This window comes from Psychrobacter sp. M13 (assembly GCF_030718935.1).
GTDB lineage: Bacteria > Pseudomonadota > Gammaproteobacteria > Pseudomonadales > Moraxellaceae > Psychrobacter > Psychrobacter immobilis_G.
In genome coordinates this window covers 895,564-912,528 of the sequence record NZ_CP132194.1, presented here as the reverse complement: position 1 = coordinate 912,528, position 16,965 = coordinate 895,564, and the positions used below count along the sequence as shown (strand labels likewise).

Sequence of the window (16,965 nt, the reverse complement as noted above, 5' to 3'; positions counted from 1 at the left end):
TGACAGCTAAAAAACCCAAACGCTAAGCTGAGTTTGTAAGATCAATTTAATTTAATAGGTGAGAGTCTTATGATTACGGTATTCTTATTGGCTGGTGCCGAAAAGCTCATTAATATCGCTATTGCTAGTGATGAAATCACCAAAGCTGGGCTGGTACCTTTGGCAGGTAAAGTACTACGTTTAGATATGGCGCTGCCTGAAATTCATTTGGATATTTTATTCAATCATGATCGTCTGCGTTTTGAGCCTGTGACGACGGTTAGTGTATTTGAGCCGCGTGGTGGCAAGAATGTTGATGATGCCGACTCTTACGATGAGCGCGCCCGTGCCGATGCTGAGCTGGCGCGTATCGGTCATAGTAGCCCTGACTGTACTATTACCGTTGATAATCCTGCGCAGCTCCTGAACTTAATCCGTGGTGCTGAGGGTAATCTGCCTATTGCAGGAGATTACACAGTACTGATGCAGTTAAAACAGCTGATAGCAGGTTTTGATCCTGATGTTGCAGGTCAGCTTGAGCCTATCATTGGTAAGCCTATGGCCAGTCAATTGCAACTGCTTATCAAACAGCTGAAGTGGAGCTTACGTCATACCGCCAAACGTGCATTCGACGATGTGAGTATCTGGGCTAATGAGGTCGCTGGTACTAATGAGCCTGATCCTAATGATAAAGCTGAGGTCAATGATCTTAAACAGCAACTGCTAAAACTTCGCGCTGATATTGAGCGTGAAGAAGCAAGATTAATGGCGATCAAGATTGAGCAGGCAAAACTTAGAAACAGTTAGATTTTAGTAGTTCATTTTAAGTGCGAACTAGAATCTTATATGAATTTTTTATAATAATAAGTTTTGCGTAGGGTGGGTTAGCTCAAGCGTAACCCACCAAATCAACCTAGCTATGATTTGCTAAAATAGCGTATGAAAACCCTATTTAGCTAACCGTCATCTATAGAAAGTACTTATTTAGAGTAATCAATACCCATGCTTTTATCCTATCAAAAACGTCTCCGCGAGCTATTACACATTGCAGCGAAATATCGCATTGATACTCATATTTCAATCGAGGACGCGCCGCAGTTACGACCGATAGCGCGCTTAATCCGTATGCATCCTGCTGCTTGGGGTAAGAAGCATCAGCCTAATGGCATTAAGTATGCATTAGAAGACATGGGCACGCTGTTCCTTAAATTAGGTCAATTGCTCTCGACTCGTCGTGATTTAGTGCCACCTAATATCATCGATCAACTGGTACAGCTGCAAGACAAGGTTAAATCCTTTGACCCCAATATTGCTATCGCGCAAATTCAAGATCCAAAGCATGGTTTGGGTCAGTCTATCGAGACTTTATTTGCTCGCTTTGATGTCAAGCCTTTAGCTGCTGCTTCTATCGCGCAAGTCCATAGCGCCGCCCTACACGATCAGCGTGAAGTAGTGGTCAAAGTAGTGCGCCCTGATATACGTGACACTATTATTACTGATTTTGAGCTGTTGCGCGAGCTTGCCAGCTGGGTATCTGCACGGGTTGAAGCGGCACGGGCTATCCATATTATTGACTTAGTCGAGGACTATCGGCAGGTCATGCTCAATGAGCTGGACTTGACGCTAGAGGCTGATAATACCACTAAGATGCGCAATAACTTTTTAGACTCAGCGCTGATGTACGTACCCGAGGTCTATGCTGCCGCCAAAAACGTCATCGTTATGGAGCGTATTCAAGGTGTGCCGATCTCACAAGTTGAGCTATTTGATAAGCTAGGTTATGACCGCGCTATCTTAGCGAAAAAAGGCTTAACGATATTCTTTACCCAAGTGTTTCGTGATAACTTTTTTCATGCTGATATGCACCCAGGCAATGTCTTTGTAGAGACACCACCTGTTAGCCTCTTAGGCAATGATGCGCAGCCTGCCAGCTTGGGCTATGAGCCACGCTACATCGGTCTTGATTGCGCTATTATGGGTACATTATCGAAGGATGATCAGCTGATCGTTGCCCGTATGTTACTCGCGGTTATGAATAATAACTTTACCGCAGTAGTCGATATTGTGAGCCGTGCAGGCTGGATACCGCCCAGTGCTGACAAACACGCTTTGATGCGTGATATGAGTCGCACGGTTGGCCCTATGCTGTCAAAATCTATCAATGAGATTGATTTTGCTGGCGTCTTGATGCAGATATTAGATATCGCGCGTCGCCACCATATGAGCATTCCACCGCAGCTGATGCTACTACTCAAAACCTTGGTACATGTTGAGGGATTAGGTCGCGAGTTATATCCCGATCTGGATATTTGGTCACTTGCGAAGCCTATCTTGAGTGGTTGGATTAAAGAGCAGCTCGATCCTGTGCGTAATTTACAACAATTACGTCAGCAGTTACCAGAGATTTTATTATCCGCCACTGACATACCTAAACTGCTAGATCAAGGCTTGCAAAGTCTAGCATCGCAAGGCTCAAGGCAAGACAGTCAACTGCGTGAAATCCAACAAATCCGCGCTGATATGCTCAACGATCGTCGCCGTGATTGGATCGCCTTGGCAGGCTTTGGAATAAATATTGCCATCGCCACCCAAGTGGAATGGTTTGCACCGATATTTTATATCTTGGCCGTATTATTTGTTATTTGGCGTATCTTGGCTTAGTGTTATTGAGATAGAGATTAATCTAAAAATATGTATTGTACTGTTTGCAAAAATAGAGTGGGTGTAGGGTGCATTTTATGCACCGGTGGTTCGTGATAGCGTCATTATCGGTGCGATGGAGTGCACCCTGCAAAAGCTACAAAACACATATGACGAAATGCCTTAAAAAACACTAAGATGTCATTACATAACAAAGCGCCTACTTCAATTATATAAAGTAGGCGATTTTTCATAAATAAGAACACTTTTTAAATACGTATTACAGCATCTGATCGATAGCCATTTGCGTTAATACCCGACCACGAGCAGTGCGTAGTACGTAACCTTGCTGAATCAGATAAGGCTCAATTACATCCTCTAATGTTCCGCGATCCTCAGCCATCGCTGCCGCCACCGCCTCAACCCCAGCAGGCCCTCCATCGAAGCGCTCATGCAAAATCTCGATGTAGCGACGATCTAGATGATCAAGGCCGCGCCGATCAACTGCCAGCATATCAAGCGCACTACCAGCGATAGCACCATTGATACTACCGTCACCTCGAACCTCAGCATAGTCGCGGACACGGCGTAGCAATCTATTGGCAATCCTAGGTGTCCCACGGGCGCGGCGCGCAATCTCAACGGCGCCATCTTGGCTCATAGGGACTTTCATTAGCCGAGCGGCACGACTGACGATAGTCGTCAAATCCTCGATATTATAAAACTCTAAACGCTGAACGATACCAAAGCGATCACGCAACGGTGAGGTCAATAGCCCTGCTCTTGTGGTCGCAGCAACTAATGTAAAGGGTGGCAAATCAAGCTTGATAGAACGCGCCGCTGGCCCTTCACCTATCATAATATCCAGCTGAAAGTCTTCCATCGCAGGATAGAGTATTTCTTCAATGACCGAGCTCAAGCGATGGATCTCATCGATAAATAGCACGTCACCCTCTTCTAGATTGGTTAACATCGCTGCCAAATCACCTGGACGCTCAAGGACAGGTCCCGAGGTTGAGCGCAAATTGCCACCCATTTCACGAGCAATAATATTAGCAAGCGTAGTCTTACCTAATCCTGGCGGACCAAAAATAAGGGTATGATCCAGCGGCTCATTGCGGCCACGGGCAGCACCGATAAATACTTCCATCTGCTCACGCACTACAGGCTGACCAATGTACTCAGCCAGTAAGGCTGGTCGAATATTAGAATCAGGCGCATCGCTCGCGTCTGATAATGGATTGATCAAGCGGTCTTGCATCATAGTATTTATCATCGTGTGTAAATAGATTATAAAAGAATATCAATCAGCATAACTAAAGCTTGCTTGTAAGTCATGCAAAACATCATAAAATCAGAGCTAGAATAAAAATAAGCGACAATTAGTGTCGCTTATAGCTGAATCAAGGCTTAAGTAGCAGATATCAAAAGCGAGAGAGTTGTTTTAAAGTCGCTTTTAACAAACTTTGAGTATCTGTAAAGGTTTCGCCGTCATTTTTGGCCGCTTTGATGGCTTGCTGAGCTTCGCGCTCTTTATACCCTAAGCTAATCAGCGCGCCTTCCACCTCAGCGATGATACTGCCCTCATTAGAGATTGGCGTAATTTGAACATCAAACTCCGAATTGCTATCGTCAACTTCGATATTTTTAAGCTTGTCTTTGAGCTCAATAAGCAGACGTTGAGCGGTCTTTTTGCCGATACCTGGAATACGCATGAGCGCGGTTTCCGAGTCTTGGTCGACATGCATTTTGAGCTCAGCCGCTGACATCGCTGATAACATAGCCAATGCCATTTTGGCACCGACCCCATTAATCTTAATCAACTGGCGAAAGACATCACGCTCTTTGCGATCAATAAAGCCAAACAGCAGCTGCGCATCTTCACGCACATGAAAATGCGTCCAAATACTAGCTTGTTGATCCAATTGTAATTGACAAAACGACGGCAACGGCAGCTCGATATCATAGCCAACGCCTGACGCCGTCATAACGCAGGCCATCGGTGCCATCAAATGCTGCACTTGTCCGCTGATAAGTCCTATCATAATCTGACACCTATTATATTTATCACTCAATATCAACCATGCGCTAAAAACAACCTAATGAAAAATAATATCGCACGTTTACGCTAAAGCGCTTAACTCTATTGATAAAAGTTAACCATACCTTCTAGATTTATTGGGCGAATTTTGTGCGCTTGTCCTGCTGAACCAAAGGCTTCAAAACGATTAGTACAGATATCTGACATCGCAACCATAGACGCTTTAAAGTATTTACGCGGATCAAATTCACTTGGGTTTTCTACAAGGAATTTGCGGATAGCACCCGTTGATGCGAGACGTAAATCAGTATCGATATTGACTTTACGGACACCATGCTTGATCGCTTCAACGATTTGCTCAACAGGTACACCATAAGTCTCACCAATATTACCCCCATTTTCATTGATGACTTTTAGCCATTCTTGCGGTACAGACGATGAGCCGTGCATAACCAAATGGGTATTAGGAATACGGGCATGAATCTCTTTCACCCTCTCAATCGATAGGATATCGCCTGTCGGTGGACGAGTAAATTTATACGCGCCATGACTAGTACCGATGGCAATTGCTAGTGCATCGACGTTAGTGTCTTTGACAAACTGCTCAGCTTCATCAGCACTAGTTAATAGTTGCTCATGATCCAGCACGCCTTCTGCGCCAGAACCATCTTCTTCACCTGCCATACCCGTCTCAAGGCTACCCAAGCAACCAATCTCGCCTTCGACTGATACGCCACACGCATGTGACATTTTGACAACTTCACGGGTCACGCTAGCATTATAGTCATAATCCATTGGCGTCTTACCATCTTCGCCAAGTGAGCCATCCATCATCACTGATGAAAAGCCGAGCTGGATTGAGCGTTGGCATATAGCAGGCGACATACCATGGTCTTGATGCATCACCACTGGAATATGTGGCCACTCTTCAATAGCTGCGGTAATCAAGTGGCGCAAAAAAGCGGAACCTGCATAACCGCGTGCACCCGCGCTCGCTTGTACAATAACAGGTGAGTCGCAGGCGTCAGCTGCCATCATGATAGCGCGCATTTGCTCTAAATTATTGACATTAAAAGCAGGAACACCGTAGTTGTGCTCAGCAGCATGATCTAAAAGTTGACGTAAGGATATTAAAGCCATATAACGCTCTCTATTTGATTTTGACGACTGATATGAAAGTGTGGTTTTGATAAATAGTTCTGAGTGGTATTTTGACGGTTTATGGGATAACCGACTCTACCTTTATTAGCGCGGTTAATTATAGCAAAATTTAGCCCTCACTCGTAGTGGATACGCCTGTATTTTACTATCTACTGAGTTTTAGATGATCAATGCTCAATGATAAGTTGAACCCACAACATATCGGCTATAAAATATTGAGTTATAAAGTTATGAACATAAAAAAGCCTTGGAATATCCCAAGGCCTTTTTAGTACTATTTTATTTTATAAACTGCTATCACAAAAAGAGCCGTCAAATAACTACATCTAACATCAGATAGCTATTGCTAAAATTAGTACTGTTGATCAGTTGGCGCATTGCCTTCTGCATCAGCTTCGATATCAGATGCACCATTAGCAACTGAGCTTGCGCCATCAGCAACAGCTCCAGCAGTCGCTGCAACCGCTTTGTTAGTACCTTCAGTAATAGCTTCGCCAGCATTAGCAACAGCGTCCGTAGCTGCTGCACCCGCAGTATCAGCGCCATCAGCAATCTCAGCACCTGTATTTTGAGCAGCAATCTCAGCTTCAGTTGCAGCGGCTTCAGTGTTAGCAGCGATATCATCGCCAGCTGAGTCAGCAGTATCTACCGCTTCAGCAGCAGTCGCTTCTGCTTCATTTTCTGTTTGTTGGCTACAGGCAGTAACTGCAAAAGTACCAGCAAATATAGTGGCAAGTAATAAATGACGTTTTAACATAGTAAACCTTCAAGATAAATAAATAAATAATAATGCATTCGAGCATCGGTAATGGCGCTATTCTATAACTAGCAAATAAGACATGCAATAACAATATTAAATGTAGTAACAATATGAGAACAAATAAATACTACTTAATAATCATTATCAATTAGTTGTATTATATTAGGCACTTAAACCAGCAGCACTGCTATATGGCAGGTATGGTAGCTAATCTTAACTACCAAAGTGCTATCGATATTTTTAGCTTTAGAGCTCTAAAGCTGCTACTGCTGGCAGAGTTTTACCCTCGACAAACTCTAAGAAAGCACCGCCACCTGTCGACATATAGCTGACGCCATCAGCAACTTGATACTTGTCAATAGCGGCTAAGGTATCGCCGCCACCAGCGATTGAAAATCCTGCGCTGTCTTGTACCGCTTGCGCTAGTATTTGTGTCCCTGCACCATAGGCATCGACCTCAAATACGCCAACAGGGCCATTCCACAAGATAGTCTTAGCCTTGGTAATAGCGACTGCTAATTGCTTGGCGCTTTGCGGTGCAATATCCAATATCATATCATCAGCATCAATAGCATGAACCGCTTTTATAGTCGCAGTAGCTTTTTCTAATGACCCTGTAAAGTCGGCAAAATCAATATCACATTTATCCGCCACGACTACATATTCAGGCAATAAAATTTCAGTCTTGGTCATAATATCTCGGGCGGTATCGAGCAGATCTGGCTCATACAAAGAGGCACCAACGCTATGACCTTGCGCGGCCAAAAAGGTATTGGCAATACCGCCACCAACGATAATCTGGCTACATAACGTAGCCAAACTATGCAGTACCTCAAGCTTAGTCGATACTTTTGATCCACCTACTATGGCAAGCATAGGCTGAGCGGGTGTCTGTAGCGCTTGGCTCAATGCATCAAGCTCAGCGGCTAGTAATGGCCCTGCACATACCGTCTTGCCCGTTGCACGCATCGCCTGAGTGACGCCTTCTGTTGAGGCCTGAGCACGGTGCGCGGTACCAAAAGCGTCCATGACAAACACATCACAAAGACTAGCATAACGCTTCGCTAATGTAGCATCGTTTTTCTTCTCGCCTGCATTAAAGCGCACGTTTTCTAGTAATATGACTTCCCCTGCCTTAATAGCGACTTCTTCATTGAGATAATCACTATTGAGCGCGACTGGCTGACTCAGTTGATCGCCTAATTTTTCGGTTAGATAGTCGGCAACAGGTGCTAGTGAGTAAGCAGCTTCAAACTTGTCTTCGGTTGGACGACCTAAGTGCGAACAAACAATCACCGCAGCGCCTTTGTCTAAAGCCATTTTTATCGTCGGTAGGCTCGCTTGCAATCGGGCGTCGCTCGCCACTTTACCAGCTTTAATAGGGACATTTAAATCCTCACGAATCAAAACGATTTTATCGGTTAAATTCAGCTCACTCATACGTAAAAAATTCATTACAGCTCCTATTGATTCAGTTTTATAATAATAGATATATGGGGAGTATCTTAATGGCGTGTAGTGTAAGCTTGAGTCGGCTATAGCGTCAACTGATGCGAAAAAAATTATCTTAATGACAATTTATCTCTTTTATATTGAATTCACTGTAGATGTTTTTTCTCAAAGCTGTTTTTGAGGCATAGTGATAAAGTAGAGAAATTGATCGCAGTAACATTTCGTGGTGGTAGTCTCTTAAAGGCGCCTTTATGATAGTGCTGTAAACAATAACAACTACGAGCGCCATTTTTAGGAGAATCATATGAGTACAGATTTTGATCAGGCCAAACAAAAACTACTACAGCTTAAAGAAGAGTACCAGACTCGTATCGATACCATAAAGGATCATATCCAAAATCCGCAAGATGAGCTTAATAAAGATTGGGGAGATCAAGCAATCTCTATCCGTCAGAATGATACGCGTCAGCTCCTAGCGGCAGAAGCACACCAAAACCTCATCTATATTGAAAATGCTTTGAGCCGTATCGAAAACGGTACTTACGGAGAATGTGAAGTATGCGGTGAGGAGATACAGGAACAACGCTTAAAAGCTGTGCCTTATGCTACGTTATGTATGGATCACGCTGAATAAAAATGAGTGTCCCATAGAACTAAGCCTATAAAGCTGAGTAAGAAGTTAAGCAAGCGTTTGCCAGATACTAAGCGCTTGCTGCCACTGCTGACAACGCTGCGCTATCTGCTCTACTGTTAAGTCCATAATATCCCCGACTACCGCAATATAAGTCAATGGCAAGCCTGCCAGCTGACCAATATTTTCTGCGCTAAGTCCACCAATCACACATATATTTAGCGGTTTATCTAAGCTTAGCTGACAGCCAGCATTGAGCTGCTCGCGACTAATAATACTCGCTTGAGGTTTAGTCATTGAGGCAAATACGGCACCCATCGCCGCATAATCTGCGCCATCCTCTAGTGCTTGCTTTACGAGTTGACTATCACCATGGCAAGTACGACCAATGATTTGATCGGCTGCTATTAACTGTTTCGCTGTGCTTATGTCACCATCGCCTTGACCTAAATGTACCCCTACACCCAGCTTAGCGGCTAGAGCGGTATCGTCATTAATAACGACGGCAACCTTGTATTGCTGGGCTAAAGCAATAATTTCTAGCGCTTCATCGTAGAGCTGCTGCGAGCCATTAGGCTGTGCTAGTACTTGCTTGCGTCTTATTTGCACTACAGCAATAAGATTAGTTGCAAATGCGGTTTTAAGTTTGGTTAACAGTAAGCTGATGTCGTCATCGTTAGTCAGCAGGTATAGTTTAGGGATTATCATTGGTGATGTTTTCCTAGCCATTAAGCGAGCTTTAGTACGTTCTTTAACACTTTTTTATAAGAGTACATTTTCAACAAAAAATTTAAGCAAAAAAAAGGCGGTTATAATGATAACTGCCTTTTTTATAAAAGAGCTACTATTCTATACCGTACGACGTGACGCCAAACTGTTTAAGATATTCTTAGCATCACCCCATCGTGTTGCTGAGCTATTGGCACCCAAAATGACGATAATAGCAGGACGGTTATTGACTCGGGTCTCCATCACTACGCAGCGACCTGCTTCATTAATAAAGCCTGTTTTGGATATACCGATTGGGTAATCGCCTGAACGTACTAAACTACTGGTATTATTCGCTGAATAAGTACGATTACCGCTTGAATAATTAGAGACATAGAAGTCATAGCTCTTAGTAGTAGAAAAACGACGAATCACATCGTAGTTGCCAGCCGCACGCACTAACTTAACGAGATCATTCGATGAGGCGACATTACGCTTATCAAGACCCGTTGGATCACCAAAATAAGCGGTCGTCATACCTAAATCTTGTGCTTTGCGGTTCATCGCTCGTATAAAGGCATTGTAACCACCAGGATAGTTACGCGCTAAGCTCTTAGCCGCTGGGTTTTCTGACTTCATTAGTGACATCAGCAACATCTCAGCGCGATTCATACGATCGCCTGATTTGAGCCGTGAGCTGGCACGTTTGGGTCCTATAAAGTCCTCTGGATCGAGAATAAGCTCTTCACGCATATCGAGCCCAGCATCTAGTACGACCATCGCAGTCATAACCTTAGTGATACTAGCCATAGGACGCGCGATATCCGCGTTTTTCTCGTAGATCGACTCACCAGTCTCAGCATCGATGACTGCTACACTGCGCGAGTCCGTACTGATAGGCAACATATCGCTGCTGCCAAAGCTGCCACGGTAGGTTGTATTGTAACTGTTATTACGGCTACCATAACTATTCGCATTAGTGATATTAGTTGTACCATAGCCATTATTGACTTTTTTGATAGCGGAGCTGTTGTTTGAGCTGTACATGATATTGCGTGCTTCAGATAAGCTATCAGCCCCGCCCCAGCTAACACGCGCACTAGACTCATTACCATTAATGGTTAATGCCGCTTGCGCAGCGCCTCCCAAACTCAATGAAATCATAGCAACTAGTATTTGCTGTTTGGTTAATGGTAAATTTGTCATTCTTCCTCCAAATAGGAATAGCGCTCTAGTAATATAGACCATAGCGTAGATGATATACGTAGCTATTATAAAAACGAAAATGTTTCGATAATTACCCTTAAGCCTTACAAAAATGGTAATCGCTATCAAAATATTACAACGTAGCTATAATGACTCACAATGATAGTAAAAGCCTTAATACGATGCTTTTGTATTTTTAGTGTATCATGGTTTATATTTAAGTTTACTATTATGAGCTAACTTGATGAATTTTTTATGGTTGTTGTTAAATTTTATTACAGTTTCTTTAGCTATTAGCAATATTGATTAACATTTCGGTAATAAATTCCATTTTAAAGAGTTATAGTCAATAATTAGGAGTAGGCTATCTTGAGCTGCAAAATTTGATTGATTAGTATCTATTGTTTAGGATTAAAGTTTGATAACTTATAATTAGTAATAAATTATAGTAATAACATAATACGAGTAACAATATGATTCGAGTGTTAGTAGTAGATGATCATGATTTAGTTCGTATGGGTATCAGCCGTATGTTAGCTGATAGTCCAGATATCGAAGTCGTTGGTGAAGCAGATAGCGGTGATATGGCTATAAAGCTTGCTAAACAGCTTATCCCTAACGTCATTCTTTTGGACGTTAATATGCCTAATATTGGTGGGCTTGAGGCTACCAAACGCTTAGTACAATTGAACATAGGCATCAGAATATTGGCAGTTAGTAGTATGGCTACTCAGCCTTATCCATCGATGCTACTCAAGGCAGGCGCTCATGGCTATATCACTAAAGGCACACCACTTGATGAGATGATACGCGCGATCAAAAAACTCAATCAAGGCGGTCGTTATTTCAGTCATGATGTAGCAGATCAGCTGGCTGAAGTGTTGTTATCCGATAAGGCCGCTTCACCTTTTGACTTATTAAGCGACCGTGAAAAGCAAGTAGCTATGATGGTCGTTAACTGTCAAAGCCCTCAGCAAATCGCTGATCAGTTATTTGTCAGTGTAAAGACTATTAATACTTATCGTTATCGTATTTATGAAAAAGTAGGTGTTGATAGTGATGTTAAGCTTACCCATATGGCAATTCGCCATGGACTTATTCAGCCTTAATCAAGCTCTTAAAAAGGTTGCTCAAGCTTAGAATTATTATCGTGATGTGACCTCTTTACTGACTTATTTTTTATTTTGGCTATTTTATGAAACCTGCTTCTACAGTCATAGCTTTTGTCATCACTTATTTGCAGCAAGGCGAGACGCTACCCTCAGCACAACTGCGCCGACTAGGCATGGTATATAATAGTTATCGACTCATCGTTAGCCTATTTTTACTGTTGATGATTTATGTGACGACGCAAGCCGATAACAGCATCATGCTGCCCAGCCTCTTACAGTTAACGATACTTATTTTTTATGTCTTGTTTAGCCTTATATTATTTGGCTTATTCTCAGTAGTCCCTCAGCAGCCACGGCGTCAGCTATTGCTAGGGCTGTTTATGGACGTAGTCGTTTTAAGCTTACTACTCTATACCAATGGCGCGCCTGATTTGCAACTGACTATGCTGTACATGGTAGTGGTAGCAGCAAGCTTTATGTTATTGACAGGTACTCAGGCGCTGATCATTACCTTACTGGCTATCATTTTTATTATTTATCAGCAGTTTTTCCATGCGATTGCTAATAGTATGAATTTAGCCGATCTAGGAGATGCCTTACTGATATCAGCCAGCTTTTTGGCAGTAGGGTTTTTGAGTTGGTCGGTCTCTCAGCGCTTAGTTCATGTAGAGGGTATGGCCTTGCAGCAGGCACTAGAAGTGGCTCATCTCAATGCCATTAACCAAGAAGTCGTCAGTCAGATGATTAATGGCATAATAGTTGTTGATAAAAAACGTATCGTGCTGGCAAACTTGGCCGCTTATCAGCTCTTAGGTATAGAATCCGATCCAGCCGCCAAACCTACCTTTAGTTTCCGTCTTAATCAAAATGTAAGCACGACAACTAAGCCATTTAATAATAATAAAAAGCGTATTATAAAAGCTTATGACCCCTTAATAGACTTTCAAAAAAAACTAACTCATGAGCATAAATCTTTGGTTGAGAATTATATAAATTTAGCAAACAATCAGTTGCGTACCTTTATCTATGATCTGCCAAAAAGCATTAGTGCTACTAATGCTAACAAATTACGTATTCAAATCATCCCTTTAAAAGATAACAGTCAGTTGATGCTATTAGAGGACTTGCGCCGTGAGCAAACCAGTGCTCAACAATTAAAACTGGCCTCCTTAGGACAGCTTACGGCTAGCATTGCTCACGAAATACGCAATCCTTTAGCGGCTATCTCACAGGCCAGCCAGCTGTTAATAGAAGACATCGATGAAAACTATGGTTCAGATGACACCGAGTCGTCAATGACAACGGATAATACAGGCAATCATGAGCTCTATAAGATGATATTTGCCCAAACCAAACGCGTCGATCGTATCATTGAGGATGTGTTGAAATTATCGCGCCAGCAGCAGCCACAACGTCAAACCATAGAACTTATCGAATGGATGCCGCAATTTTTGGATAATCACTTTCGCAACCATGATATTACACTGAATGTTCGTACCACTATTGTTATCCAGTTTGATACGCATCAGTTAGAGCAGATTTTTATTAATCTAATTAATAATGGATTGCGCTATAGCAGTCGAGCTCATACGCAAGCTGATGTTACGGTTGAGATCTACGATAGGCAGAACGATGTTATAATCGATGTTTTAGATACAGGAATAGGTATCGATAATACTAGTGCAGAACATCTATTTGAGCCATTTTTTACTACGGATAAAGCAGGAACGGGCTTGGGTTTGTATTTATCTCAAGCTTTTAGTGAGGCCAATTATGCTCAGCTTATCCATGTTCCAGAGCATGCAAAAACTTGTTTTCGCTTGATAGTACCTGCCGCTGTTTCTATTGTTGAAATTGCCTAACTGCTAAAACTGTGTTGAAAGTCGTGCGTTTTAATCATCCTAATTGTTTATATCTATATGAGGTTATACATGACAGCAACTGCCTTAATTGTTGATGATGAAGTGGATCTATGCCGATTGATGCAAATTACGCTCACCAAGATGGGCATACAGTGTGATGTCGCCTATACGCTGACCCAAGCTCAAGATTATTGGAAAGATAATAGCTATGACTTTTGCTTAACAGATCTCAAGCTTCCTGATGGCTCAGGGCTAGATTTGGTTAAGCAGATCAGCAATAGCTCCACTACCCCAGTCGCTGTTATCACTGCTTTTGGCAGTATGGATTTGGCTATTGAAGCGTTGAAACTAGGCGCTTTTGATTTTGTTAATAAGCCCCTTGAGCTGCCACGGCTACGTCAGTTGGTAGAAAATGCTTTAAAGGTTTCTCGTCAAGACAATGATATCCAAAGCCAGAGCACTCAGAGTCCTGAGCAGCAGTTATTAGATAGTCGTTTAATTGGTAACGCTGAGGTCATGCAAACGCTTAAAAAGACGATACTAAAGCTCGCGCGCTCACAGGCGCCTGTGTTTTTATCAGGAGCCTCAGGGACAGGTAAGGAGGTCGTAGCTAGATTGATTCACGACTTGAGTCCGCGTTGTGAAGGCAGTTTTGTACCCGTGAACTGCGGTGCGATTCCCTCAGAGCTGATGGAGTCTGAGTTTTTTGGTCATAAAAAAGGCAGCTTTACAGGAGCAGTTGCTGACAAGCAAGGGCTATTCCAACAAGCGAACGGCGGGACTCTATTTTTGGATGAGGTCGCTGATTTACCGCTGCCTATGCAAGTCAAGTTGCTGCGTGCTATTCAAGAAAAGACCGTACGCGCTATCGGTGATACCAAAGAGCTTCCTGTCGATATCCGTATACTCTCAGCGACTCACAAAAATTTGAGCCAGTTAGTAGCAGCGGGCGAGTTTCGTCAAGATTTATATTATCGTATCAATGTGATTGAGCTCAAACTGCCAGCACTGAACGATAGGCGTGACGATATTCCAGCTTTAGCGGAGTATTTTTTAGGGCTTATCGCTGAGGAGTGGCAATTAGAGTCAGCCCCGCAGCTGTCAGCGCAAGCTTATCAACGCTTACAAGATTATGCTTTTGCTGGCAACGTCCGTGAGTTACGCAACATACTTGAGCGAGCAATCACCCTTTGTGAAACTGAAATTATTGATGTCAGTCATTTAGGTCTAATGCCCTCTAGCGAATCAGCGCAAGTGATAGACTTGCCAGTAGTAGAGCCTGATCATAGCAACGATACTGATAACGCAAAAGCTGATGTCAAGGCCGTGACTAACGTTAAGACTGCTACTCATCGCATTGAAAGCAACGTCAAGAGCCGTAATGATAATTCAGCTACGGGTAACCTACATCCTTATCGTTTCGCAACTAACGCTTACTCCAACTCGATCAAAGCCTCTAGTACTGTGAGTGGTGCTCAAAAACCTAATGATAATGCTCAAAAGCCTAGTAGTGGACAGAACGCGCCCGAGCAACCAGCTAGAGATGTAGCAAATAACCCTATCTCTCTTTTAGATTCCTCTATAGATGACGACATTCAACTACCAGCGAGCAGCTTAGAGATCTACCTACAAGATCAAGAGCGACGCATTATTGTTGCCGCTCTCAAACAAACTGAGGGTAATAAAACTCAAGCAGCGGAACTATTAGGCACTAGCTTTCGCTCTCTACGCTACCGTATGAAAAAGCTTGAGATCGATGAAGATATATGCTGATTAGTAAATTAGTTATTGTAATTGGGGCGTGTTGCTAAGTTGGTTGTACAAAACGAATACCTGGCATAGTTATTTGTTGACGCAGTAACTCAAGACCGAGCTGCTCCCAATCAATTTCAGTTGTCGATAAATCTATATCAGGTTGTACCCCAATACCATCTATTTTTTCACCATTTGCCGTTAAATAATGAGCAACGGTTAGCTTGACGGCTTGCTCATTATTGAGCGGTATCACCGACTGTACCGATCCTTTGCCATAGCTGACCTCACCCAAGATAATAGCGCGCTTTTGAGTTTGCAGGCTACTGGCCAAAACCTCAGCGGCAGAGGCCGAATAACGGTTTTGCAGTACTATCACAGGTAAAGGTTCAAGAAGCGCGGTACCTCGAGTAGATAAAGTGCGCAGTGCGCTTTGACGACTTTTTATCTGCACCACATCGCTATCAGACATAAACAAGCTAGCAACTTGTACCGCGGCTGTCAGTACACCACCTGGATTATCACGCAGATCTAATAGCACCCCTTTTACAGGTGCATTCAGATTAGTTAGGCTTTGTAATACTTTTTCACGACTATTATTCTGGAAAGTTGGTAGCTTGATAATAGCTATGCCATCGACCAGACGCGTCTCAATCTCTTGTGGGTGATTATTATTGCGCTGCAAGCTAATAGTGCGTTTACGGCGACCCGCTTTTGAGATCACCACATCCACTTGCGTGCCAGCAATACCTGATAATAGCTGTACGATATCATTGGTTTGCTTATCTTCATCTAATTTGAACTCGTCTATTTGATGGACATAGTCACCGATAGTGATGCCCTTTTTATCCGCAGGCGAGTCATCTGTCACCTCAGTCACCACCCAATAGCCCTCATCAGCGCGATAGACTACTTTGATTCCGATATCCCCTACATCACCTTCGGTGAACGCGCGTAGATTCTCGTAAGCTTCAGCGTCCAAAAACTCGGCATGACTATCAAGCTTAGTCAGCATACCACTCATAGCATTGCTGAAGAGCTCCTCATCATTTACCGCATCTATATAGTCACGACGCACCAAATCCACTACGGCCACAAATGTTTTTAATGTTTCAGGGGAGATAGCCTTTAATGAGACTTGCGCCACATCCTCGGGAATATCAGTATCTAAGGTATCCTCGTAATCACTGCTATCTACTAGTGGATTGCTACCTATATCGCCTGTATCGTCATCGTTCATCCAGTCATCGGTCTGATCAGCAGCATCCACCATATCATCGATATCTGACAAATCATCAGCACCATTGTCTACCGGAACCTCATCGCTTTGCAGGTTAATAAGCTGCAAATTCGCTGTAGGGTTGTCAGCCTTTTTGCCTATTACTGCGCTCGGCGCTGCAATCACAGCTTGCGTAGTTAAGCTTGCACTACTCAAGATCACCGCAGCTATAGCATATTTTACAAAAGCTAACTGGAAGGTCTTAGGACTCAAGGTGTCAAAACTTAAAATATCAGAACTTAAGCTAGTCGGAGTTTTTGACGCTTTAAAATCAGATAAAGGCATGGCTATACTCATTTATAATAGAACTCATTTATAATAGAAAAGACACTTATAAGATAATACTTATGACCATTATAAGGCATATATACCCTAAATACGG

14 protein-coding genes are annotated in these 16,965 nt (G+C 43.0%); 6 read left to right on the top strand and 8 right to left on the bottom strand.

Features of this window, described 5'->3' with window-relative positions; translation table 11 throughout:
* Positions 1 to 69 precede the first annotated feature (69 nt).
* Both Q9G97_RS03975 and Q9G97_RS03970 read left to right on the top strand, forming a co-directional pair.
* A complete protein-coding gene (locus Q9G97_RS03975) occupies positions 70 to 786 on the top strand; it encodes an SCP2 domain-containing protein (protein WP_305899800.1) in 717 nt (238 codons plus the stop codon).
* Between the two features lie 195 nt (positions 787 to 981).
* Entirely contained in the window at positions 982 to 2,640 is a 1,659-nt protein-coding gene (locus Q9G97_RS03970; protein ID WP_305899799.1) for an AarF/ABC1/UbiB kinase family protein, read from the top strand.
* 259 nt (positions 2,641 to 2,899) lie between these two features.
* Here the strand turns inward: Q9G97_RS03970 and ruvB are convergent, their stop codons facing one another.
* The 5 genes from ruvB to Q9G97_RS03945 all read right to left on the bottom strand — a co-directional run bounded on the left by ruvB (position 2,900) and on the right by Q9G97_RS03945 (position 8,036).
* Positions 2,900 to 3,880, bottom strand: coding sequence for a Holliday junction branch migration DNA helicase RuvB (gene ruvB, locus Q9G97_RS03965; RefSeq protein WP_201573740.1), 981 nt, complete (start codon positions 3,878 to 3,880; stop codon positions 2,900 to 2,902).
* A 163-nt stretch (positions 3,881 to 4,043) separates the two neighbouring features.
* A complete protein-coding gene (gene ruvA, locus Q9G97_RS03960; RefSeq protein WP_201572537.1) occupies positions 4,044 to 4,664 on the bottom strand; it encodes a Holliday junction branch migration protein RuvA in 621 nt (206 codons plus the stop codon).
* 98 nt (positions 4,665 to 4,762) lie between these two features.
* A complete protein-coding gene (gene fba / locus Q9G97_RS03955; protein WP_305899798.1) occupies positions 4,763 to 5,800 on the bottom strand; it encodes a class II fructose-bisphosphate aldolase in 1,038 nt (345 codons plus the stop codon).
* Positions 5,801 to 6,173: 373 nt separating this feature from the next.
* The gene (locus Q9G97_RS03950; protein WP_305899797.1) at positions 6,174 to 6,578 is read right to left on the bottom strand and encodes a hypothetical protein; all 405 of its coding nucleotides are present in this window, start codon (positions 6,576 to 6,578) and stop codon (positions 6,174 to 6,176) included.
* Positions 6,579 to 6,827: 249 nt separating this feature from the next.
* Complete coding sequence (locus Q9G97_RS03945; RefSeq protein WP_305899796.1) at positions 6,828 to 8,036, bottom strand: phosphoglycerate kinase; 1,209 nt, start codon at positions 8,034 to 8,036, stop codon at positions 6,828 to 6,830.
* A gap of 301 nt (positions 8,037 to 8,337) precedes the next feature.
* On the opposite strand from Q9G97_RS03945, the gene Q9G97_RS03940 reads away from it, so the two are divergent.
* Entirely contained in the window at positions 8,338 to 8,667 is a 330-nt protein-coding gene (locus Q9G97_RS03940; RefSeq protein WP_305899795.1) for a TraR/DksA C4-type zinc finger protein, read from the top strand.
* Between the two features lie 45 nt (positions 8,668 to 8,712).
* Here Q9G97_RS03940 and Q9G97_RS03935 read toward each other — a convergent pair whose 3' ends face one another.
* A complete protein-coding gene (locus tag Q9G97_RS03935; protein WP_305899794.1) occupies positions 8,713 to 9,372 on the bottom strand; it encodes a thiamine phosphate synthase in 660 nt (219 codons plus the stop codon).
* Positions 9,373 to 9,513: 141 nt separating this feature from the next.
* Positions 9,514 to 10,578, bottom strand: coding sequence for a serine hydrolase (locus tag Q9G97_RS03930; RefSeq protein ID WP_305899793.1), 1,065 nt, complete (start codon positions 10,576 to 10,578; stop codon positions 9,514 to 9,516).
* 473 nt (positions 10,579 to 11,051) lie between these two features.
* Here Q9G97_RS03930 and Q9G97_RS03925 point away from each other — a divergent pair, with 473 nt between their 5' ends.
* The 3 genes from Q9G97_RS03925 to Q9G97_RS03915 all read left to right on the top strand — a co-directional run bounded on the left by Q9G97_RS03925 (position 11,052) and on the right by Q9G97_RS03915 (position 15,325).
* Positions 11,052 to 11,687, top strand: coding sequence for a response regulator (locus tag Q9G97_RS03925; protein ID WP_305899792.1), 636 nt, complete (start codon positions 11,052 to 11,054; stop codon positions 11,685 to 11,687).
* 86 nt (positions 11,688 to 11,773) lie between these two features.
* On the top strand, positions 11,774 to 13,552 hold the full coding sequence (locus tag Q9G97_RS03920) for a PAS domain-containing sensor histidine kinase (RefSeq protein ID WP_305899791.1): 1,779 nt from the start codon (positions 11,774 to 11,776) through the stop codon (positions 13,550 to 13,552).
* Positions 13,553 to 13,621: 69 nt separating this feature from the next.
* Positions 13,622 to 15,325, top strand: a complete 1,704-nt coding sequence (locus Q9G97_RS03915; protein WP_305899790.1) for a sigma-54 dependent transcriptional regulator — start codon at positions 13,622 to 13,624, stop codon at positions 15,323 to 15,325.
* A gap of 34 nt (positions 15,326 to 15,359) precedes the next feature.
* Here the strand turns inward: Q9G97_RS03915 and Q9G97_RS03910 are convergent, their stop codons facing one another.
* Positions 15,360 to 16,868 (bottom strand): S41 family peptidase, encoded by a 1,509-nt coding sequence (locus tag Q9G97_RS03910; protein WP_305899789.1) that lies wholly within the window; start codon positions 16,866 to 16,868, stop codon positions 15,360 to 15,362.
* Positions 16,869 to 16,965 lie beyond the last annotated feature (97 nt).

What these genes read in the sequence shown, in the direction of transcription:
- fba (WP_305899798.1), bottom strand. Translation starts at nt 5,800, where the DNA reads ATGGCTTTAATATCCTTACGTCAACTTTTAGATCATGCTGCTGAGCAC.
- ruvA (WP_201572537.1), bottom strand. Translation starts at nt 4,664, where the DNA reads ATGATAGGACTTATCAGCGGACAAGTGCAGCATTTGATGGCACCGATG.
- Q9G97_RS03945 (WP_305899796.1), bottom strand. Translation starts at nt 8,036, where the DNA reads ATGAATTTTTTACGTATGAGTGAGCTGAATTTAACCGATAAAATCGTT.
- Q9G97_RS03950 (WP_305899797.1), bottom strand. Translation starts at nt 6,578, where the DNA reads ATGTTAAAACGTCATTTATTACTTGCCACTATATTTGCTGGTACTTTT.
- ruvB (WP_201573740.1), bottom strand. Translation starts at nt 3,880, where the DNA reads ATGCAAGACCGCTTGATCAATCCATTATCAGACGCGAGCGATGCGCCT.
- Q9G97_RS03975 (WP_305899800.1), top strand. Translation starts at nt 70, where the DNA reads ATGATTACGGTATTCTTATTGGCTGGTGCCGAAAAGCTCATTAATATC.
- Q9G97_RS03930 (WP_305899793.1), bottom strand. Translation starts at nt 10,578, where the DNA reads ATGACAAATTTACCATTAACCAAACAGCAAATACTAGTTGCTATGATT.
- Q9G97_RS03970 (WP_305899799.1), top strand. Translation starts at nt 982, where the DNA reads ATGCTTTTATCCTATCAAAAACGTCTCCGCGAGCTATTACACATTGCA.
- Q9G97_RS03910 (WP_305899789.1), bottom strand. Translation starts at nt 16,868, where the DNA reads ATGCCTTTATCTGATTTTAAAGCGTCAAAAACTCCGACTAGCTTAAGT.
- Q9G97_RS03920 (WP_305899791.1), top strand. Translation starts at nt 11,774, where the DNA reads ATGAAACCTGCTTCTACAGTCATAGCTTTTGTCATCACTTATTTGCAG.
- Q9G97_RS03940 (WP_305899795.1), top strand. Translation starts at nt 8,338, where the DNA reads ATGAGTACAGATTTTGATCAGGCCAAACAAAAACTACTACAGCTTAAA.
- Q9G97_RS03925 (WP_305899792.1), top strand. Translation starts at nt 11,052, where the DNA reads ATGATTCGAGTGTTAGTAGTAGATGATCATGATTTAGTTCGTATGGGT.
- Q9G97_RS03935 (WP_305899794.1), bottom strand. Translation starts at nt 9,372, where the DNA reads ATGATAATCCCTAAACTATACCTGCTGACTAACGATGACGACATCAGC.
- Q9G97_RS03915 (WP_305899790.1), top strand. Translation starts at nt 13,622, where the DNA reads ATGACAGCAACTGCCTTAATTGTTGATGATGAAGTGGATCTATGCCGA.